We start from the raw sequence: 19,800 nt of genomic DNA on the forward strand, positions 1-19,800 counted from the left end.
AGGGTGGGGCCGTGACCGAGCACTCCGCGGACCACCGCACCGTCGACGACGGCGTCGCGCGGATCAGCTGGTCGCCCGAGCTCGCCGAGCGGGGCTGGCAGGCCGCCGTGGACGTCGTACGCCGCCAGGTGGCCGAGGCGCTCAGCAACCACCACCGCGTGGAGGCCAAGGTGCCCGCCGACGACGACGAGGCGAACCGGATCGCGACCTGGTCGGGCCTGCGTCGCGAGGGTGTCGAGCGCCGGGTCACCGGCGACCTGGTCGTCTACGGGCGGCTCGCCGACGACATCCCCGTGCACGAGCCGGGCGGCTTCCGGGCGATCCTCAACGCCTTCCTCCCGCGCAAGCGCGGGATCAGCCAGATGCTGATCCGCTCGGCTGATGCACCCGCCGACGACCCGCACGTGCTGCTGTGCAACCTGACCTACAAGACCGACTGGGACCTCCCCGGCGGCGTGATCGAGGTGGGTGAGTCCCCGCGCCTCGGCGTCGGCCGCGAGGTCGAGGAGGAGCTCGCCCTCACCATCGAGCCAGGCCCGCTGCTGCTCACCGACTGGCTGCCGCCCTGGGGCGGCTGGGACGACGCGCTGTGCCTGGTCTTCGACGGCGGAACGCAGCCGTCGTCCATCGTGGAGCAGATCGTGCCCCAGGCCCGGGAGATCCGTCAGGCGGCGTTCCTCTCGCTCGCCGAGATCGACGAGCGCGCGACCGACTTCACCGCGCGGCGGATCCGCTCGGCACTGGCCGCGCTGGACCCGTCCGGTCCTCGCTACACCGAGTCGGGGCGGGGCGCATAGTCACCAGCACCCCCACGACCAGCAGCGCGCCGCCGGCGAGCTCGGCCACGGACGGCCGCTCGCCGAGCAGCAGCCAGGCGGAGCCGATCGAGACCGGCGGCACCAGCAGCACCCACGGCACGACGGCCGAGGAGGGGTTGCGGGCGAGCAGGCCGTTGAAGATGGCGTAGCCGGTCAGCGAGGCCAGCCCCGCGGTGTACAGCGTCGAGACCAGGGCCTTGACGCCGAACGCGTGGGAGGCGACGGCCACGGTGTGCGGGCCGTCCAGGGCCACCGCGAGGACGAGCACGGGGACCGGGACCACCAGCGCCGACCAGACGGTCAGCGCGAGCCCGCCGGTGGCGCCCGACGCCCGCGACACGACGTTGCCGATCGCCCACATCAGCGCGCCCAGCAGGCACAGCACCAGCGCGACGAGCGGGACGTGGCCGCCACGGCCCAGACCGACCACGACCAGGCCGGTGACGCCGAGGGCGACCCCGATGGCCTGGGCGGCCGTCGGCCGCTCCTTGAGGACGACGGCCGCGATCAGGATGGTCAGCACCACCTGGGCCTGCAGCACGAGACCGGCGAACCCGGGCGGCATGCCGCGGTCCATCGCCACGTAGAGGAAGGCGAACTGGCCCAGCGACATGAACGCGCCGACGCCGACGATCGTGCGCCAGGGCAGGTCCGGCTTCGGGATCAGGAGGACGGCGGGCACGAGCACCGCGGTGAAGCGGATCGCCACGAAGACCAGCGGTGGCACCGCGCCCATCCCCCAGTCGATCACCACGAAGTTGACGCCCCAGATGGCGGCGACGAGGGTGGCGAGGAGGCAGTCGCGTCGGCTCATGAATCCATCCTCGGCGCTGACGTCCATGCAGCACCAGCGAATAGAAGTGCGCATCTTCATGTAGCGTTGCTGCATGATCGATCTCGACGCCCTCGCGGCCCTGCGGGCGGTCGCCGACACCGGCTCGGTGATCGCCGCCGCGACCGCCACCGGCTACACACCCAGCGCCGTGTCGCAGCAGGTCAAGCGGCTGGAGAGGCAGACCGGCGTACCGCTGCTGGAGCGGGTGGGCCGCGGCGTGATGCTGACCAGCCAGGGCCGCTACCTAGTCGAGGCGGGGCAGCGGGTGCTGGCCGACCTGGAGGAGCTCGAGTCCGACCTGCGCGCCAGCGCGGGCGAGGTGAGCGGACGGGTCCGGCTGGCCGTGTTCTCGACCGGCGTGCGCGGGCTGGTCGCTCCCGTCGTACGCCGGCTGCGGGACGCGCACCCCGACCTGAACCTCGTCATCGACGAGCGTGAGCCCTGGGACACCGTCGACCTGGTCGCCGGCGGGCAGGCCGAGATCGGCATCGTGCACCGCTGGGGCGGCGTACCCCTCGCCGTACCCGAGCACGTCAGCACGCACCCCGTCGCGCGCGACCTGGCCGACCTGATCGTGCCCCACGACCACCCGCTGGCAACGCGCCGGCGGGTGACAGCGCACGACCTCGTCGACGTCGACTGGATCGCCACCCCCGAGGGCACGATCTGCCGGCAGTGGCTGCACCGCATGTACGACGGCACCGGCCGCCCACCGCGGATCGCCCACGTGTCGGCGGAGTTCGAGTCGCACCTCGCCCTCGTCGCCGCCGGTCTCGGCGTCGCGCTCATCCCCCGCCTCGGCCGGGCCGCGCTCGGCCCGGACGTCGTCGCCGTCGAGGTTCGCGACCCCCAACCCGTCCGCCTCATCGACGCCCTGCACCGCCGCAGCATGGCCGCCGACCCCGCGATCAGGGCCGTCCTCACCGCCCTCCCCGCGAGTTCCTAGCTCTGGTCGCGCGAATCCGGCCTTGTGGTCACGCGAGTCCGGCCTTGTGGTCGACCGAAACTGGCGATTCGGTCGACCACAACTACGGATTCGCGGTCAGGGCCTCGCGGGCGAGGTACGTCGCGCCGGCCACCGCACCGGGCATGACGAGGATCGCGCCGAGGGGTACCAGGAAGCACAGCTGGACCCCGACGCCGAAGCCGAGCAGTTCTCCACGACGGGACCGCAGCAGGGCGGCACGCGCCGCCCGGTCCATGCCGCGGGCCTCGAGCGGCCGCGAGACGAGCTCCCCGGCCAGCATCCGGCCGGACACGACCACGCCGAGGACCGCACCGACCACCGCGCCGACCACGGGCAGCAGCCCGAGCAGGAAGACCACGACCGAGGCGGCGATGCCGTAGAGGACGAGCACCAGACCGTCCAGCGCGCCCCGCAGCCAGCCGACGCCGCGCTCGGGCACGTCTCCCCCGACCTCGTGCTCCACGGCCATCCAGATCCGCTCGTAGAACGGGTCGCCGACGGCGAGCGTGAGCCCGGTGAAGGACACGACGAACAGCAGCAGGCTGCCGAGCACCGCGACCACCTCGAGGGCGGCACGGAAGACCGAGCGCACCGCCGACGCCCAGCCGTCGGCGAACGGCGTGGCCCAGCCGACCAGGTCGTCGACGTACAGGAGCAGGGTGACCAGCAGCGCCGCCATCACGACCGCCACCAGGGCGGCCGGCACGAGGCCGAGCAGCATCAGCCCGGGGCGGCGGCGCCACAGGCCCTGCCCGCGGAGCAGCAGCGCGACGCCGTGCCCGAAGCCGGTCAGCACCGGGATCAGAACAGCGCGGAGGCCAGGGCCTGGCGACCCTTCAGGACCCGCGGGTCGTCGTTGCCGACCGCCGCGAAAAGGCCGAGCAGGTGCTCGCGGACGCGGTCCCGCTCCTTGTCGGAGGTACGCCGGACCAGCTCCACCAGCCGCGCGAAGGCGTCCTCGACGTGGCCGCCGAGCATGTCCAGGTCGGCGACCATGATCTGCGCGTCGACGTCGTCGGGTGCCGCCGCGGCAGCCGCGCGCGCCTCGTTGAGGTCGACGCCGCGAGTGCGCTGCAGCACCTTGGCCATGGCCAGGCCGGCAGCCGCCTCGGCGTCGGCGGGGTTGGCGCTCGCGAGCTTCTCGTACTCCGCCACCGCGGTGTCGATGTCGCCGGCGGCGAGCGCTTCCTGGGCCGGCGCGTAGCGCGGGTCGACCTGCGGCTCCTCGCCGTCCTCGGCCGGGCCGGCCTGGCTGAGCGGCTGGTGGCGGCCGGTGAGCCCCGAGGCCGTGAGCTGCTGCGCGAGCTGGTTGAACATGGCGCGGATGTCGTCGATCGGCGCTGCCCCCGGGATCGGCTGGGTCGCCGGCTGGCCCTCGACGAGCACGAGCATCAGCGGCACCTGCTGGACCTGGAGCGCCGAGGCGAGCTGCGGGTTGAGGTCGACGTCGACCTTGGCGGCGAGGAAGCGGCCGTCGTACTCGTCGGCCACCCGGGCGACGTCGTCGGCGAACGCGACGCTCTCCGGCACCTGGCCGCTGGAGAAGAACACCAGGACCACCGGAGCCGTCATCGACGACTCCAGGACTGTCTGGACGTTCTCCGGCGTCACCGCGACGGAGTACGCCGACGAGCCGGCCGCGCCGGCTCCGGGAGTGCTCGTGGGCGCCGGCGCACTGGTCCGCTTGAGCCCCGACAGGTCGATCGCGCCGGGGCGCGAGAACGGCTGCTGCGTCATGCCGCCGAGTCTATTGAGGTCGGGTCAGTTGGGAATGCGGGGGCCGCGCAGGCCCGCCCGCTGGACGACCCGCTGGATCGCGAGATCACGCTCGTCGGGGCGACCGACGTACCGGATGTCGCGCAGACCCTGGTCCTGCGCGGCCGACTCGAAGACGAAGTGCCCGTAGCCGAGCAGCCGGCCGAGCAGCGGCTTGGTGACGGTGATGTCGAGGATCCGGCTCAACGGCATCGTGGCCAGCTGGGAGGACAGGACCCCGTGCACGCGGAAGACCCGCATGTTGGTGATGACGAACCGGTCCCGCTTCGCGCCCAGCGCGAGCCAGGTCGCGTGCGCGAGCAGGCCGAACGCCACCACGAGCAGCACCCACGCCACCTGCACCGGCACGACCGTGCTGAGCACCAGCACGACCACCCCAAGCGCGGACTCGACGGCGGGCCGCACGTAGGCCATCCAGTGCTTGCAGACCTCGTCGACGATGACCTCGCCCTCGTCACGCAGCAGGTGCTTGCCGATCCCGGGATCGGTGACCGCGTCCAGGAGACCCACAGCGGGTCAGCTCACTTCTTCGAGAAGGCACCGACGAAGTCGATGATGCCGGTGAACGCCTGCGTCGCCAGGTGCCAGCCGTGGGAGCCGGCCTCCTTCGCGGTGACCGCCAGTCCGTTCGGGTCGGTGAACATCCAGAACCCGAGAAAAACGACGATGACGACACCGATGAGCTTCTTGGCGTCCATGACCCCCTGTCTAACAGCAATCACTCCCGTCACGCGGGAGGCGCGCTCACCAGCCGTTGGCCGCCGTGCGTGCGGGACGCTGGGGGGTGACCAGCCAGGCCGTGAAGAAGCCCCCGAGCCGCTGCCCGGAGACGCGCGTGGCGAGGGCCTGGAACTGGGCCGTCGTGCCGTGCCCGTAGCGGTGCTGAGCGACCCAGGACCGGAGCACGGTGCGGAAATCGGCCGTCCCGATCCGGTCGCGCAACGCGGCGAGGGTCATCGCACCCCGCTGGTAGACCTGCGCGTCCCAGATGTGGCTGACGCCCGGTGAGGCGACGGAGAAGTCCCAGAACGAGGGCGACTCGGCGGCGTACGCGTTGTGCAGCCAGCGGCGCGTGGAGGCACCGCCGTGCGCCTCGCGCCACCGGTGCTCCAGGTACGTCGCGAACCCCTCGTTCAGCCAGATGTCCTGCCACCGACGGATCGAGACGCTGTCGCCGAACCACTGGTGGGCGAGCTCGTGCACCACCGTGGTGTGGTCGATCCAGCTGCCCGGGTACGTCGGCCGCGTCTGGTTCTCGAGCGCGAACCCCGGCTGCAGGTCGGTGACCACGCCGCCCGTCGAGTCGAACGGGTAGGTGCCGAGCTCCTTCTGCAGCCAGTCGGTGATCGCGCCGCTCTGGCTCATCAGCTGCCGGCCACGGGCGGCGTCGGCGGAGCCGAGGCCGTTCGACACGGCCGTGGTCCACGGGATGCCGGCGGCGGACGTCCCCGTGCGGACGGTGAAGTGCCCCGCCGCGAAGAAGGCCAGATAGGTCGCCATCGGCTTGCTCTCGCGCCAATGCGTGGTCGCGAGGCTGCCGTCCGTTGCGCGGGAGACCCGGGTGCCGTTGCCGATCACCTGCATCGCGCTGTCGGTGGTGATCGACACGTCGAAGGTCGCCTTGTCGGCCGGGTGGTCGTTCGACGGGAACCACCACGGCGCCATGTGCGGCTCGTTCATCGCCACGACCTCGGAGGAGCTCGAGGAGAGCCGCCAGTTGCTCTCGTTCGCGTAGGAGTACCGACGGGGGTAGCCGGCGTACGTCACGGTCACGGTGAAGCGCTCGCCACGCGGGATGGGCGACGTGGGTGTCACGACGATCTCGTGCCGCTGGGGCCGGCTGAGACCCGCTCGCACGCCGTCGACGCGCACTGCCGTGACCGGCAGCAGGAAGTCGAGGTGGAAGGCCGACAGCCCCTCCTTCGCCCGGATCCGCATCGTCGTCGTGCCCGACAGGTGGGAGGTCCCGAAGTCGTAGGTGTCCGCGATGTCGTAGTGCAGCACGTCGATGCCGCCGTTGCCGTCGAGCGGGAAGTAGGGATCGCCGATCCCCGCCGACCCGGCCACAGGGGTCGTGGTCGTGGCCGAGGCCACCGACCCACTCAGCAACATCGCGGCCGCCACCGCACCAACCAGGAGTCTGCGCACCCGCCCAAACTACGCTGTCGCGGGTGAGGAAGACCCGCGGCCACCGCATCCGGATGCGTCCGCCGACCGCGACCGACGCCCAGGTCGCCCAGCAGCTGGCGGTCCCCTTCGACCCGCACCGCACCACGCTCTACACCGCGCGGGACCTGTACGACGCCGAGCCGTACGCCGACTCGCTGGACGCCCGCACCTACGCCTGGTCCCGCGAGCCGGTCCGCCCCGAGGGCGCGCTGGCCATGGTGCTGCACGACGGCTCCATCGACGCGGCCCTCGCCGCGTGGATCCAGGGCCGCTCGCTGGTCGGGGTGATGGGTGGCCACGCGGTCGAGCGCGGGCAGGACGCGTACGACGACACGGCCCGGCTCGGCCACCTGCTCGGCGCGACCCACGTCGTCGCGACCGGCGGCGGGCCGGGGGCGATGGAGGCCGCCAACCTGGGCGCGCGGCTGGCCGGCCTGCCCGCCGAGACGGTCACCGACGCGAGCCGCATCCTGGCGCACACCCCGGGCTTCCGGCCGTCGATCGACGAGTGGGTCGCGCGGGCCCGGCAGGTGTGCGAGCGGTTCCCGTCGGACCGGCCCTCGCTCGGCGTACCGACCTGGTTCTACGGGCACGAGCCGTCGAACCTGTTCGCCACGGCGATCGCGAAGTACTTCCGCAACGCGCTGCGCGAGGCGATCCTGCTGCAGATCTGCAGCGCCGGGATCGTGTTCATGGAGGGCGTCGGCGGCACCGTCCAGGAGATCTTCCAGGACGCCTGCGAGAACTACTACGCCGCCGAGGCCGACGTGGCCCCGATGGTGCTGGTGGGCCGGCGCTACTGGACCGAGACGCTGCCCGCATGGCCGCTGCTGCAGGCCCTCGCGAAGGGGCGGCCGATGGAGCCGCACATCCACCTCGTCGACTCCGTCGACGAGGCAGCGGAGGTCCTCGGTCAGCTGGCGATGCGCAGCGACTGACCCGGCCCCATCACCGCGAGGTAGTGCCCGATGAGCTGCTCGTTGATCGCGTACCAGGTGCGCCCCTGCACCTTGGCCAGCCCGGCAGCAGCCATCCGGGCGCGCATCGCGTCGTCGGCGACCAGCGTGGTGACGATCCGGTGCAGGGCTCGCCGGTCGCCGGGGGCGTAGAGGAACCCGTCGACCCGGTCCGCGACCACGTCGACCGGTCCGCCGTTGCGCGGCGCGACGACGGGTACGCCGGAGGCCAGCGCCTCCTGGGCCGACTGGCAGAACGTCTCGTGCCGGCCGGTGTGGACGAACACGTCGAGCGAGGCGTAGGCCTGCGCGAGCTCCTCGCCATGCAGCAGGCCGAGGAAGTGCGCGTCCGGGAGCAGCGCGCGCAGCCGCTGCTCCTCCGGACCACCGCCGACCAGCACCAGTGCGTGGCCGGGGTCGTGGGCGATCGCGGTGAGCAGGTCGAGCTCCTTCTCGGCGGCCAGGCGGCCGACGTACCCGACCAGCTTCTTGCCCGGCGCGATGGCGGCCCGCAGCTCCTCGCTGCGGGCCGACGGGCGGAAGAGCACGGTGTCGACACCCCGCGCCCAGCGGTGGACCTCGGGCACGCCGAGCTCCTCCAGCTGCGCGATGCTCGCGCTGGACGGCGCGAGCGTGCGGTCGACCTGGGTGTGGATCCGACGCGTGAGGGCCGCGGCGGCACGCGCGCCCCCGGGGACGTCGTACCGCTCGGCGAAGCCGACGAGGTCGGTCTGGTAGATCGCGACGGTGGGGATGCCGAGCTCACGCGCCGCCCGCGCCGCCTGGTAGCCGAGCGTCGCCGGCGAGGCGATGTGCACGACGTCGGGCCGGAACCGGAGCATCACCGCTCGCAGCCGGCGCTGGGTCTCCAGGCCGATCCGGAAGTCCTTGTAGAACGGCAGGTTCGCGCCCCGGGCACGGGTGATCGGGAAGCCCGCGTACGTCGCCGGCCCGGTCGGCGCGACGAGCTCCGCGTCGTGCCCCTCGGCCGCGAGGTGCTCCAGGACCCGGCGGACCGAGTTCGTGACGCCGTTGATCTGCGGGAGGAACGATTCGGTGACGACCAGCACTCTGACCATGCCTCGGACGCTAGGGACCACGTCGGAACGGTGGCTCTCGCCTCCGGGTGTGTCCGGTGGACGGCGGGTGAACGGCCGATCGGCGGTTGCCCGATTCGCGTGACGCGCGTCGCATCCTGTGGTTGGTTTCCCCTGTGACCCTCTCCCGTCGCGACCTCTTCCGTGCCGGCGCGGCCCTCGGCGCCGCAGCCGCGGTCGGCAAGGTCGTCTCCCAGCCCTCGCTCGCCCAGGCCGCCGTGGCGCCCCGCACCACGGCCTCCCAGACCTACGCGCTCGGCCCGGCGAACGCGCTCGGCTACCGCACGATCGTGCCCGCCGCGGGCGAGCCGCGGATCGTGCGGACCGACCTCGGCGTCGCGGCGGGTGCCGGCCGCGCCGACAACCGCAAGCCGCTGTTGTCGTTCGTGCAGCTCAGCGACGTGCACGTCGTCGACCACCAGTCCCCCGGGCGCCTGGAGTGGGTGGACCGGGTCGAGACGACGGGGTTGTTCTCCTCGTCGTACCGACCGCAGGAGATGCTCACGGCGCAGGTCGCGGACGCGATGGTGCAGGCGGTGAACGCCCAGCGGCACGGCCCGGTGACGGGGCTGCCCTTCTCCTTCGCGATCGAGACCGGCGACAACTCCGACAACTGCCAGTACAACGAGGTGCGCTGGAATATCGACATCCTGGACGGCGGCACGGTCCGGCCGGACAGCGGCTCGACCTCCGCCTACGAGGGCGTGATGGACCAGAACACCGGCTACTACGACGGCCACTACTGGCACCCGGGCAGCGTCCCGCTCGGCAAGCAGGCCGACCAGTACAAGACCCAGCACGGCTTCCCGACCGTCAACGGCCTGCTCGACGCCGCGCGGCGACCCTTCACGGCGCCGGGTCTCCAGATCCCCTGGTACACCTGCTTCGGCAACCACGACGGGCTGATGCAGGGCAACTTCCCGCACACGATCCCGACCTCGCTGCTCGGCACCGGGCTGCTCAAGATCATCTCGCCGCCGACCGGCCTGTCCGACACGGACCTGCAGACGGCGCTGACCGGGCTGAACGTCGACGCGCTCGTGGGCGGGCTCGTGCTGTCGCCGTACGTCCGACTCGTGACGCCGGACCTCAACCGCCGCACCGTCACCCGCCAGGAGATCGTCGCGGAGCACTTCACGACCACGGGAGCGCCGGTGGGCCACGGGTTCACCGCCGCCAACAGGGCCGACGGGACGGCGTACTACTTCTTCGACGCGGGCAGGTTCCGCCACGTCGTGATGGACACCGTCAACCCCAACGGGTACGACGACGGCTCGATCGACAGCACCCAGCTGGCGTGGCTGCAGGCCACCGTCGAGGGCGCGGCCGGCAAGGCGGTCATCGTCTACAGCCACCACACCTCGGACACGATGGAGAACCCGCTGGTCGGCACCGGCGGCGACCTCGCGCTGCCGCGCGTGCTGGGGCCGGCGGTCGTGGACTACCTGCTCACCCAGCCCCGGGTCATCGCGTGGGTCAACGGCCACACCCACAAGAACCAGATCTTCGTGCACGCCCGCTCCGACGGGTCGGGCGGCTTCTGGGAGATCAACACCGCCTCGCACTGCGACTACCCGCAGCAGGCGCGGATCATCGAGGTGGCCGACAACAACGACGGCACGCTGTCGATCTTCACCACGATCCTCGACCACGCCGGCCCGGCGTCGTACGGCGGCGACCTGAGCAGCACGCTCACCCTCGCCAGCCTGTCGCGCGAGCTCTCGGCCAACGACCCGCAGACCGACCTGGCCGCGCACGCCGGCCTGGCGAACGCCCGCAACACCGAGCTCCTCGTCGGGCGCCCCGCCGACTTCTAGGGCATGTCTCCTTACTCAGCGCCGTAGCGGGCGGCGTTTGCGGCCGATGCGGCAAGGCGGAGACGCGACGGCATGCTGGATCGCACGTCGAGCGGCTCCAACGCAGCCGCATCGAGTCGGAAACGTCGCGTAGTAGGCGGTGAGTAAGGAGCCATGCCCTCGCGCACAGCTCGTCACCGCGAGCACTCAGACGTCCCTCCCCGCAGCCGATCAGAGGCTGCGAAGGGAGGGACGCTGTGGCCCAGAACGACGAAGACGCGGAGATCATCGCCGAGTTCCTCGTGGAGTCCCACGAGAACCTCGACCAGCTCGACCGCGACCTGGTCGACCTCGAGCGCGAGCCCGGGTCGCGTGAGCTGCTCTCGAGCATCTTCCGCACGATCCACACGATCAAGGGCACGAGCGGCTTCCTCGCCTTCAACCGGCTCGAGCAGCTGACGCACGTCGGCGAGACGCTGCTGTCGCGGCTGCGCGACGGTGTGGAGCAGATGTCCCCGGAGATCGCCGAGGCCCTGCTGCACATGGTCGACGCGACCCGCGCCCTGCTCGAGGCGATCGAACGTACGGGAGCCGACACCGACCCATCGGTCGAGGTCGCTCCCGTGGTGCAGGTGATCGAGCGGTTGCTCGCCGGCGATCCCGGCACGACGACCACCCCGATCGAGCCTGCGCCCACCCCTGCGACCGGCAGCGTCGACGACCCCATCCAGGTCGGCGCCCCGGCAACCGTGTCCCCGGACGGGTGCGCGCCGGCGCTGCCGGTCGCAGTGGAGGAGGCAGCCGCGGACGAGCCTGCGGCCGACGACGCCTGGGACGGCGTCGAGCGACGCGGCGTCCAGACCCCGGACTCCGCCGAGTCCTGGGACGGGACGGACCGGCGTACCGTCGTCGACGCCTCGGTCCGCGTCGACGTGGACCTGCTCGACACGCTCGTCGACCTCGTCGGTGAGCTCGTCCTGACCCGCAACCAGCTGCTCCAGCGCACGCTCGCGGCCGAGGACGTCGAGCTCGTCCGCGCCAGCCAGCGCCTCGACCTGGTGGCCAGCGAGCTGCAGGAGTCGGTCATGAAGACCCGCATGCAGCCGATCGGCCAGGTCTGGTCGAAGATGCCGCGGGTCGTCCGCGACCTCGCCCACCAGCTGGGCCGCGAGGTCGAGCTGGTCATGGAGGGCCACGAGACCGAGCTCGACCGCAGCCTGCTCGAGGCGCTCAAGGGCCCGCTCACCCACCTGGTCCGCAACTCCATGGACCACGGCATCGAGCTACCCGCCGAGCGCGTCGCCGCGGGCAAGACCGCCAAGGGCACCCTGGTGCTGCGGGCCTTCCACGAGTCCGGCCAGGTCGTCGTCGAGATCAAGGACGACGGCAAGGGCATCGACCCGGAGCGGATCGCGGCCGTCGCGCTCCAGCGAGGTGTGGCCACCCGCGAGCAGCTCGCCCGGATGGACACCCGCGAGATCCTCAACCTCGTCTTCCGTCCCGGCTTCTCCACCGCCACCGAGGTCTCCAACATCTCCGGTCGCGGCGTCGGCATGGACGTCGTCCGCACCAACATCGAGCGGATCGGCGGCAGCGTCGACCTGCAGAGCGACGCTGGCCGCGGTACGACGGTGCGGGTCCGCATCCCGCTGACGCTGGCCATCATCCCGGCGCTCGTCGTGGGGGAGGGCGCCGAGCGCTACGCCATCCCGCAGGCCAACCTGGTCGAGCTCGTCCGGCTCGAGGGTGAGGACCTGCGCCGCCAGGTGGAGCACCTGGCGGGCGCGCCCGTGTTGCGTCTGCGTGGACGGCTGTTGCCCCTCGTGCATCTCGCCGAGGCCCTCGGCGGATCCGCCGAGGAGGCCGAGGCGCTCACCGTCGTCGTGCTCCAGTCCGACGACACCCGCTTCGGGCTGTGCGTCTCCGAGGTCCACGACACCCAGGAGATCGTGGTCAAGCCGATCGGTCGCCAGCTCAAGTCGCTCGGCATGTACGCCGGCGCGACCATCATGGGCGACGGCCGGGTCGCGCTGATCCTCGACGTCGCGGGGATGGGCGCGGAGGCCGGCATCGGGAGCGTGGTCGCCGAGACGACCGACACGAGGACAGAGGTCACCGCCGACCACGCGTCGCTGCTGGTGCTCGAGGTCGCCGAGGGCCGCCGCGCGGCGCTGCCGCTCGGTGCGGTCGCCCGGCTCGAGGAGTTCGCCGTCGACCGGATCGAGCGGTCCGGAGTGGCCGAGGTGGTGCAGTACCGCGACGGCATCCTGCCGCTCGTCCGGCTCGCCGCCGCGATCGGCCTGCCCGACACCAGCCACCTGCAGGAGCAGCTCAGCGTCGTCGTCCACGAGCGGGAGGAGGGCGCGGTCGGCATCGTCATCGACCGGGTCCTCGACGTGGTCGACACGTCCGTCGTCCCGACCGAGGTCGGCCGCCGGGCCGGCGTGCTCGGCAGCGCCATCGTCCAGGACCGCGTCACCGACCTGGTCGACCTGGCCGCCGTCGTGGCCCGGGCAGGAGGAGCCGCATGAGCACCGCCGCCGTCGCTCCCACGCTGGAGCAGTTCTGCACCTTCTGGGTGGACGACCTCTTCTTCGGCGTCTCGGTCGCCGAGGTCCAGGAGGTCCTCCGGGCCCAGCCCATGACGCCGGTGCCCCGCGCCGCCGAGGCCGTCACCGGCCTGATCAACCTGCGCGGTCAGATCGTGACCGCGGTGGACCTCCGGGTGCGCCTCGGCCTGCCGCCGCGCGACCCGGACATCCTGCCGATGAACGTCATCGTGCGCAGCCGTGGCGAGGTGGTCAGCATCCTCGTCGACGACATCGGCGACGTCATCGACACCGCCGGCATCGAACCCGAGCCGGTCCCCTCGAACATGCCGTTCCAGCTGCAGGAGGTCGTCTCCGGGGTCCGTCCCCTGGCCGACACGATCCTGCTCGTCCTGGACGCAGACCGTGCGGTCGACGTCTCGACCGTGCTCGACACCAGCGGAGGAAAACCGTGACCGAGACCCTCAACAGCCCGGCGTCCGCGAACGGCGCGACCCGCCCGTCCTCGCGCAGCAAGGCCGAGCCCGCCGGCGTACCGGCGGCTGTCGACCTGTCCCGCCTGCCCGACGTCCTGGACTCGATCCCGACCCGGGTGATGCTCGCCGACCGTGACTTCACCATCACCTACGTCAACCGCGCGACGATGGAGGGCCTGGAGAAGCTGCGCGAGTTCCTGCCCGTGACGCCCGAGCAGGTCGTCGGCTCGAACCTCGACGTCTTCCACAAGAACCCCGCCTACCAGCGCGGCCTGCTCGCCACCTCGGACCACCTCCCGCGCCGGGCCTACATCCACGTCGGCCCCGAGACCCTCGACCTCAACGTCGCCGCGATCCGCGACGAGCTGGGCGAGTACGTCGGCGCGATGGCCACCTGGGACGTCGTCACCGAGAAGCTCGAGCTGGAGAAGCGCGTCGCGCAGGTCAGCTCGATGATGGAGAACTCGCCGACGAACATGATGTTCGCCGACCGCGAGTTCGTCATCCGCTACATGAACCCGACGTCGCTGGAGACGCTGCGCAAGCTCGAGGCCCACCTGCCGGTCAAGGCCGACGACGTGGTCGGCTCGAGCCTCGACATCTTCCACAAGACGCCGTCGTACCAGCGCGGGATCCTGGCCGACGAGAAGCAGCTGCCGCGCCGCGCCAACATCAAGGTCGGTCCGGAGACGCTCGACCTCCTGGTCAGCCCGATCCACGACAACGAGGGCGCCTACATCGGTGCGATGGCGACCTGGGAGGTCATCACCGACCGGCTGCGTGACGAGCAGTTCCGGGCCGAGGCGGAGGCGGACACGGCGGCGGTCAACAAGCTGCTCTCCAGCCTGTCGGCGGCGAGCGACGTCGACGCCGCGGTGCAGACCGCGCTCGACACCGTGCGCGGCGAGTTCGGCTGGGCCTACGGCTCGTACTGGACCGTCGACCCGGCGGACCGGCTGCTCAGGTTCGACCGCGAGTCCGGTGACGCCGGCCCGGAGTTCCGGGCGGTGACGCTGAGCGCCTCGTTCGCCGAGGGTGTCGGTCTCTCCGGCCGGGCCTGGGCGCAGCGGGACCTCTACTTCACCCAGGACATCGGCGAGATGACCGACTGCGTGCGGGCGCCCGTCGCCCAGGCGGTCGGCGTGAAGTCCGGCGTCTGCTTCCCGATCATGGTGGGCGGGGAGGTCGTCGGCACGATGGACTTCTTCGCCACCGTGACCCTGGAGCCGAGCGAGCAGCGGCTCGCCGCCCTGCGCAACGTCGGCCGGCTGGTCTCCCAGGCGATCGAGCGCATCCGTCGCGAGGCGTCCGAGCGCGAGGCCGCGGCCGACCTGGCCACCAAGGTCCAGATGATCCTCGACGTCGTCTCGGCGGCCGCGGCCGGCGACCTCACCCGCGAGCTCGACATCGAGGGCGAGGACGCGGTCGGTCAGGTGGCCCAGGGCCTGCGCACGCTGATGTCCACCCTGCGCAGCTCGATGGGCAACATCGGCGGTACGGCGGAGACGCTCGCCGCCGCGGCCGACCAGCTCACCGGGCTGGCCCAGGGCATGGGGCAGGGTGCCGCGATGACCTCGGACCGGGCCGGGTCGGCGTCGTCCGCGTCCGTCCAGGTCTCCGCGTCGATCCAGACCGTCGCCACCGCCGCCGAGGAGATGACCGCGTCGATCCGGGAGATCGCCAAGAACGCCACCGAGGCGGCCACCGTGGCCACCGACGCCGTGACCGTCGCCTCCGAGGCGCAGGGCACCGTGGCCTCGCTGGGTGAGTCCAGCGCCGAGATCGGCCAGGTCATCAAGGTGATCACCTCGATCGCCCAGCAGACCAACCTGCTCGCCCTCAACGCCACCATCGAGGCGGCGCGCGCCGGCGACGCCGGCAAGGGCTTCGCGGTGGTCGCGAACGAGGTCAAGGAGCTGGCCAAGGAGACCGCCAAGGCCACCGAGGAGATCGGCCAGAAGATCGAGGCCATCCAGTCCGACACCCAGGGAGCGGTGTCGGCGATCAGCCGGATCACCGAGGTCATCGCCCGGATCAACGACATCCAGTCCACGATCGCCTCCGCGGTCGAGGAGCAGACGGCGACGACCAACGAGATCGCCCGCTCGGTCACCGAGGCGGCCGCCGGTGCCAACGGCATCGCCGAGGACGTCACCCAGGTGGCGACCGCCGCCGCCGAGACGCGCTCGGGTGCCGAGGACACCCTGACGTCGGCCACCGAGCTGACCGGCATGGCCGGCGAGCTCAAGGACCTGGTCTCCCGCTTCCGGCTGTGACGCAGTCCTGACCCCCGGCGGCCGGACGTACGACGCCCCCCGAGTCGTCCGGTCGCCGGCCCGAACCGCCGTGCCCGAGGGGTCTGGTACGGCATCGCAAGGCCCCCGCGAGCTCGGCTCGCGGGGGCCTTCGCGCATGCCCACCGGTACGCCGGGTACGGGGCGCCATGAGCAGCTCGAGCGTCAGCGCGACGGTCGTCTTCGCGCTGTTCGCCTTCCTCTTCATCGGCGTGATGCTCGCCGGCGCGTTCGTGATCGACCGGCGCCGGGTCAAGGACGTCCAGGACAGCATCCCGGAGCGGATCGACGCCGCCCGCGACGCCCGTGAGCGCGTGGAGCAGGCCCGCGGGCCCGCTCACATCGAGGTCCACCTGGCACCGGACCCGAACCGTCGGCACGGCGCGTCGGACGCGGGTTGAGGGGTCGGGCAGCCCCGGCGGGCTGCCCCCGCGTCCGCGAGCCCGTTGTGGGTACTGCGTACCCATGACCAGCCTGATGAGCTCCAGCGCCTCGACGATCGTGTTCGCCGTCTTCGCCGTCCTGGTGGTCGGCGCGCTGATGGTGGGGGCCTTCGTGTACGACCGGCGCCGCTCCCAGGAGGTGCGCCACGACGTCCCGGAGCGCATCGCCGAGGGTCTGGAGCACCCGGAGGAGCGGGCGCGATCGACCGAGGTGCTGCACGAGCACACCTCGGAGCAGGACTCCGCCCGGGGCTTCCGGGACGGTCCCGCCTGACAAGGGTCAGACGGCGGACGCGATCCGGTCGCCGGGGGCCTGTCCGCTCGGGGCGGCGGGCGTCTGCGACTCGCGGAGCCGTACGGCGAGCAGGGCCGCCTGGGTGCGGTGCTCGAGCCCGAGCCGGGCGAGCAGGCCGGTGACGTGGTTCTTGACGGTCTTCTCGGCGAGGAACATCTTCTCGGCGATCTGCCGGTTGGTGAGCCCCTCGGCGATGAGGAAGAAGATCCGTCGCTGCTGCGGCGTCAGCTCGCAGATGACGTCCAGGGAGCGCTTCTGCAGCTCCATCTGCTCCAGCACCCGCGCCGCCACGGTCGGGTCGATCAGCGAGTGGCCGCCGGCCACCAGCCGCACACCGCTGACCAGCGAGGCGCCCTCGATCCGCTTGAGCACGTAGCCCGAGGCCCCCGCGAGGATCGCGGCCGAGATCGCGTCGGGATCGTCCTGGGCGGTGAGGACCAGGCCCTTGATGTCCTGGTCGACCGCCCGCATCTCACGGCACAGCTCGATGCCGCTGCCGTCGGACAGCTGGGAGTCCAGGATCACCACGTCGGGCCGCAGCTCGAGGATCTCGGGCAGGGCGCGCGCGTAGCTGCCGGACTGGCCGACGACGACGAGGTCGTCGGCGGTCTCGAACAGGCTGGTGATGCCGCGGCGTACGATCTCGTGCTCGTCGACGAGGTAGACGCGGACAGGGTTGGATTCCACGGACCTGATTCTGCCTACGGAAATGGGTCCCAGGACCGGGTCCGGGAGAGGTCTGGGCGGACGACTTGTGCGGTATCGCCCGTTCGGACTATGCGCTCGGTCCGGTCGGTGGATGCCTACCGGCGAGTACGCCGAAATCGGCCCTCAGACCAGCTCGGCGAAGGCCGTCTCGACGCTCGCCGAGCTCTTCCGCAGGGCGCCGAGCAGCTCGACGATGTCGCTGGTGGTGACCCAGTCGGCGGGCAGGGACCCGTCCGGCCGGGACCAGTCGGCCGCCTGCTCGGCGCTGATCCGGCTGCCCAGCTCGAGACGGTACGTCGTGTCCTCGAGCTCGAAGTCGACGTCGGCGACGACGGCCGTGTGGTCGATCCCGGAGACCGGGTCGTGCACCAGCACGTGCTCGCCGTGGTCCAGTCCGCGGGGGAGGCCCGAGGCCACGTGGCTCACGCGCAGCGACCCGCTACGGATCGTGAACGGGGTCAGCGGGGTGCTGATCTGCTGCATGGTTCCTCCCAGTGAGCGAGGGGCCTCGGCGTGGCCGTCCTGCTGTGCTCAACGGGTCCGATCGGCAGCTGTTACTAGGACCTTAGTCCTCTCGTGAGATGTTCGATCGGTATTTTCGGTTCCGGATATCCGAGCAGGAGCCGACGGCTCAGATCCAGCGCGAGAACCAGATCCGCTCCAGCCACTGGGAGTGCGTGATCAGCCCGTTGGTGTAGATGGGCCAGAACCACGCGAAGCACAGCAGCGCGAGGATCACGTAGGCGCCGCCGACCACCACCCCGGTCGTCCGCCGCGACGACGGCAGCCGGCTCGGCCCGATCAGCTGGCCGATCAGCAGCGTCAGCGCCAGCACCATGAACGGCAGCGTCGCGATCGCGTAGAAGATGAAGATCGGCCGGTTGTCGAAGTGCAGCCACGGCAGCCAGGTGACCAGGGTGCCGACCACGGCGACGCCGTACCTCCAGTCCCGGGCGCCGACCCACAGCGCGACGGCGGCGAGCAGGGCCAGGCAGCCGCCCCACCAGACGACCGGGTTGCCGAGCAGCAGGACCTGCCGGATGCAGGTGTCGCCGGCGGCCGCCTCGCAGCCGTCGGTGCCGGGCTTGATGTCGTTGGTGACGGCCACGCCCACCGGCCGGTTGAGCAGCAGCCAGCTCGACGGCTTCGACTGGTAGAAGTGCGTCGCGCAGTTCAGGAAGTGCGTGTGGAACGTGTAGACGTCCTGGTGGTAGTACCAGAGCGAGCGCAGCGACCGCTCGAAGCCGGCGAGACCGGTCGGCCGGTGCTCGCCCTCGGCCAGCGCCGTGGGCCACTTCTTGTTCGGGTCGGTGTTGTAGTCGACGAAGTCGTGGTCCTTGTTGCAGTGGCCGCCGCCCGTGAACTGCCGGTACTGGGTGGCGCTGAGGTGCTCCTCGTACTGGCCGGCGTGCGCGATCCAGCCCGCCCAGGTCGCGACGTACACGACGAACGCGAGGACCACGAGCGAGAGGAACGCGGGGATCCCGTCGAGGAGGCCCTTGAGGAACCACAGCGGCAGCCGCAGCGAGCGCCGCGCGCCGATGCTCCACACCACGCACAGGACCCCGAAGGCCGCGAGCGAGTATGCCGCGTCCCACTTCGAGCCGCACGCCAGGCCGAACGAGACCCCGCCGGCCAGCAGCCACGGCCGCACGACGACCGTCCGGCGGCAGAACCGCCGGAACCGCCGGCCCAGCAGCCATCCCGCCCGCAGGGCGCTCTGCACCCAGCGGACCGGCGCGGACGAGGCCGGCACGATCGGTGCCAGCGCGATGTCGTACGCCGGCTCCAGCCGTCGTGCCAGCCGGGCTCGGTGCCAGTCGCGGTCGGCAACGACGCACGCCACCCCGCACAGCAGCCAGAACCCCAGGAAGATGTCGAGCAGCGCGAGCCGCGACAGCACGAACTCCAGGCCGTCCACCATGAGCAGCACGCCGGCCACGCAGCCGAGCAGCGTCGAGCCCGTCATCCGGCGCGCCAGCCGGGCCATGACGAGCACCATCAGCGAGCCGACGACGGCCGACGCGATCCGCCACCCGAACGGGTCCATGCCCCAGAAGTGCTCGCCGAGCGCGATCATCCACTTCCCCACGTCGGGGTGGACCGCCAGCGACGGGTCGCCGGTCCACACGTTGTGCACGTGGCCGGCGAGGATGTCGGTGTTGATGTCGGTCTTGGGGTGCCCGTCGGCGTCGGCCTTGTAGGTCTCGATGTAGCCGTTGTTGAGCAGCGACCAGGCGTCCTTGGCGTAGTACGTCTCGTCGAAGGCGAACAGCCGGGGCGTTCCGAGGTGGTAGAGCCGCAGCCCGAACGCGACCAGCGCGACACCGATCGGAGCCAGCCAGCCCACCAGCCGCTGCTGCCCGGAGAGGCGGCGGATCGGGCTGATCGCCCGCTCGCGGGCCGACGGCACCGGCGACCCGTCCGCCCTCGTCGAGAGGCCGACCACCGACGCGGCGGGCGGGCGGTCCTCGACGGCGGTCACGGAGGACAACCCTAGGGCGCAACCCCTGGCGCCGTGTCCAGAACGTGGCCGTCCGGCGCGTTGTGTGGGACCGGCGGTTCTGGGTACGGGGCACGGCGACGAATTCAGGAAACAAGTGTTCACTGGAAGGCCCGAC

Annotated in this window: 19 protein-coding genes; 9 read left to right on the forward strand and 10 right to left on the reverse strand. The window is 71.7% G+C overall.

Annotation, left to right across the window (positions count from 1 at the left end):
- Positions 1–11 precede the first annotated feature (11 nt).
- Complete coding sequence (locus ACYVAQ_RS13775) at positions 12–797, forward strand: NUDIX domain-containing protein (protein ID WP_460790477.1); 786 nt, start codon at positions 12–14, stop codon at positions 795–797.
- On the opposite strand, the gene ACYVAQ_RS13780 is transcribed toward ACYVAQ_RS13775, so the two are convergent.
- On the reverse strand, positions 715–1,632 hold the full coding sequence (locus ACYVAQ_RS13780; RefSeq protein WP_460790480.1) for an EamA family transporter: 918 nt from the start codon (positions 1,630–1,632) through the stop codon (positions 715–717). The two genes, ACYVAQ_RS13775 and ACYVAQ_RS13780, sit on opposite strands and share 83 nt — an antisense overlap.
- Positions 1,633–1,705: 73 nt before the next feature.
- On the opposite strand from ACYVAQ_RS13780, the gene ACYVAQ_RS13785 reads away from it, so the two are divergent.
- Positions 1,706–2,599, forward strand: coding sequence for a LysR family transcriptional regulator (locus tag ACYVAQ_RS13785; protein ID WP_460790482.1), 894 nt, complete (start codon positions 1,706–1,708; stop codon positions 2,597–2,599).
- Positions 2,600–2,681: 82 nt separating this feature from the next.
- On the opposite strand, the gene ACYVAQ_RS13790 is transcribed toward ACYVAQ_RS13785, so the two are convergent.
- Genes ACYVAQ_RS13790 through ACYVAQ_RS13810 form a run of 5 tightly spaced genes read right to left on the reverse strand, consistent with a single transcriptional unit; the run spans position 2,682 to position 6,544 of the window.
- Entirely contained in the window at positions 2,682–3,416 is a 735-nt protein-coding gene (locus tag ACYVAQ_RS13790) for an EI24 domain-containing protein (protein ID WP_460790484.1), read from the reverse strand.
- 5 nt (positions 3,417–3,421) lie between these two features.
- Complete coding sequence (locus ACYVAQ_RS13795; RefSeq protein ID WP_460790486.1) at positions 3,422–4,357, reverse strand: co-chaperone YbbN; 936 nt, start codon at positions 4,355–4,357, stop codon at positions 3,422–3,424.
- Positions 4,358–4,381: 24 nt separating this feature from the next.
- The gene (locus tag ACYVAQ_RS13800; protein ID WP_460790488.1) at positions 4,382–4,906 is read right to left on the reverse strand and encodes a PH domain-containing protein; all 525 of its coding nucleotides are present in this window, start codon (positions 4,904–4,906) and stop codon (positions 4,382–4,384) included.
- Positions 4,907–4,917: 11 nt separating this feature from the next.
- Positions 4,918–5,094, reverse strand: coding sequence for a hypothetical protein (locus ACYVAQ_RS13805; protein WP_460790490.1), 177 nt, complete (start codon positions 5,092–5,094; stop codon positions 4,918–4,920).
- Positions 5,095–5,140: 46 nt separating this feature from the next.
- Entirely contained in the window at positions 5,141–6,544 is a 1,404-nt protein-coding gene (locus ACYVAQ_RS13810; RefSeq protein ID WP_460790492.1) for a M1 family metallopeptidase, read from the reverse strand.
- 23 nt (positions 6,545–6,567) lie between these two features.
- Between ACYVAQ_RS13810 and ACYVAQ_RS13815 the strand changes: the two genes are divergently transcribed.
- The gene (locus ACYVAQ_RS13815) at positions 6,568–7,503 is read left to right on the forward strand and encodes an LOG family protein (RefSeq protein ID WP_460790494.1); all 936 of its coding nucleotides are present in this window, start codon (positions 6,568–6,570) and stop codon (positions 7,501–7,503) included.
- Here ACYVAQ_RS13815 and ACYVAQ_RS13820 read toward each other — a convergent pair.
- Positions 7,479–8,600, reverse strand: coding sequence for a glycosyltransferase family 4 protein (locus ACYVAQ_RS13820; protein WP_460790496.1), 1,122 nt, complete (start codon positions 8,598–8,600; stop codon positions 7,479–7,481). The two genes, ACYVAQ_RS13815 and ACYVAQ_RS13820, sit on opposite strands and share 25 nt — an antisense overlap.
- Before the next feature lie 134 nt (positions 8,601–8,734).
- Here ACYVAQ_RS13820 and ACYVAQ_RS13825 point away from each other — a divergent pair, with 134 nt between their 5' ends.
- The 6 genes from ACYVAQ_RS13825 to ACYVAQ_RS13850 all read left to right on the forward strand — a co-directional run bounded on the left by ACYVAQ_RS13825 (position 8,735) and on the right by ACYVAQ_RS13850 (position 16,450).
- A complete protein-coding gene (locus tag ACYVAQ_RS13825) occupies positions 8,735–10,435 on the forward strand; it encodes a TIGR03767 family metallophosphoesterase (RefSeq protein WP_460790498.1) in 1,701 nt (566 codons plus the stop codon).
- Positions 10,436–10,671: 236 nt separating this feature from the next.
- Entirely contained in the window at positions 10,672–12,945 is a 2,274-nt protein-coding gene (locus ACYVAQ_RS13830) for a chemotaxis protein CheA (protein WP_460790500.1), read from the forward strand.
- Positions 12,942–13,418 carry a chemotaxis protein CheW gene (locus tag ACYVAQ_RS13835; protein WP_460790501.1) on the forward strand — a complete coding sequence of 159 codons (477 nt, stop codon included), beginning with the start codon at positions 12,942–12,944 and terminating at the stop codon, positions 13,416–13,418. The genes ACYVAQ_RS13830 and ACYVAQ_RS13835 overlap by 4 nt, the downstream gene beginning before the upstream one ends.
- Entirely contained in the window at positions 13,415–15,715 is a 2,301-nt protein-coding gene (locus tag ACYVAQ_RS13840) for a methyl-accepting chemotaxis protein (RefSeq protein WP_460790503.1), read from the forward strand. Before ACYVAQ_RS13835 ends, ACYVAQ_RS13840 begins: the two co-directional genes overlap by 4 nt.
- A gap of 167 nt (positions 15,716–15,882) precedes the next feature.
- On the forward strand, positions 15,883–16,134 hold the full coding sequence (locus ACYVAQ_RS13845; RefSeq protein WP_460790505.1) for a hypothetical protein: 252 nt from the start codon (positions 15,883–15,885) through the stop codon (positions 16,132–16,134).
- 64 nt (positions 16,135–16,198) lie between these two features.
- Positions 16,199–16,450 (forward strand): hypothetical protein, encoded by a 252-nt coding sequence (locus tag ACYVAQ_RS13850; RefSeq protein ID WP_460790507.1) that lies wholly within the window; start codon positions 16,199–16,201, stop codon positions 16,448–16,450.
- Positions 16,451–16,456: 6 nt separating this feature from the next.
- Here ACYVAQ_RS13850 and ACYVAQ_RS13855 read toward each other — a convergent pair whose 3' ends face one another.
- The 3 genes from ACYVAQ_RS13855 to ACYVAQ_RS13865 all read right to left on the reverse strand — a co-directional run bounded on the left by ACYVAQ_RS13855 (position 16,457) and on the right by ACYVAQ_RS13865 (position 19,664).
- Positions 16,457–17,158, reverse strand: a complete 702-nt coding sequence (locus ACYVAQ_RS13855) for a response regulator (protein ID WP_460790509.1) — start codon at positions 17,156–17,158, stop codon at positions 16,457–16,459.
- A 144-nt stretch (positions 17,159–17,302) separates the two neighbouring features.
- Positions 17,303–17,662 (reverse strand): hypothetical protein, encoded by a 360-nt coding sequence (locus ACYVAQ_RS13860; protein WP_460790512.1) that lies wholly within the window; start codon positions 17,660–17,662, stop codon positions 17,303–17,305.
- Positions 17,663–17,810: 148 nt separating this feature from the next.
- A complete protein-coding gene (locus ACYVAQ_RS13865) occupies positions 17,811–19,664 on the reverse strand; it encodes a dolichyl-phosphate-mannose--protein mannosyltransferase (protein WP_460790514.1) in 1,854 nt (617 codons plus the stop codon).
- Positions 19,665–19,800 lie beyond the last annotated feature (136 nt).

The organism is Nocardioides maradonensis, from assembly GCF_054777115.1.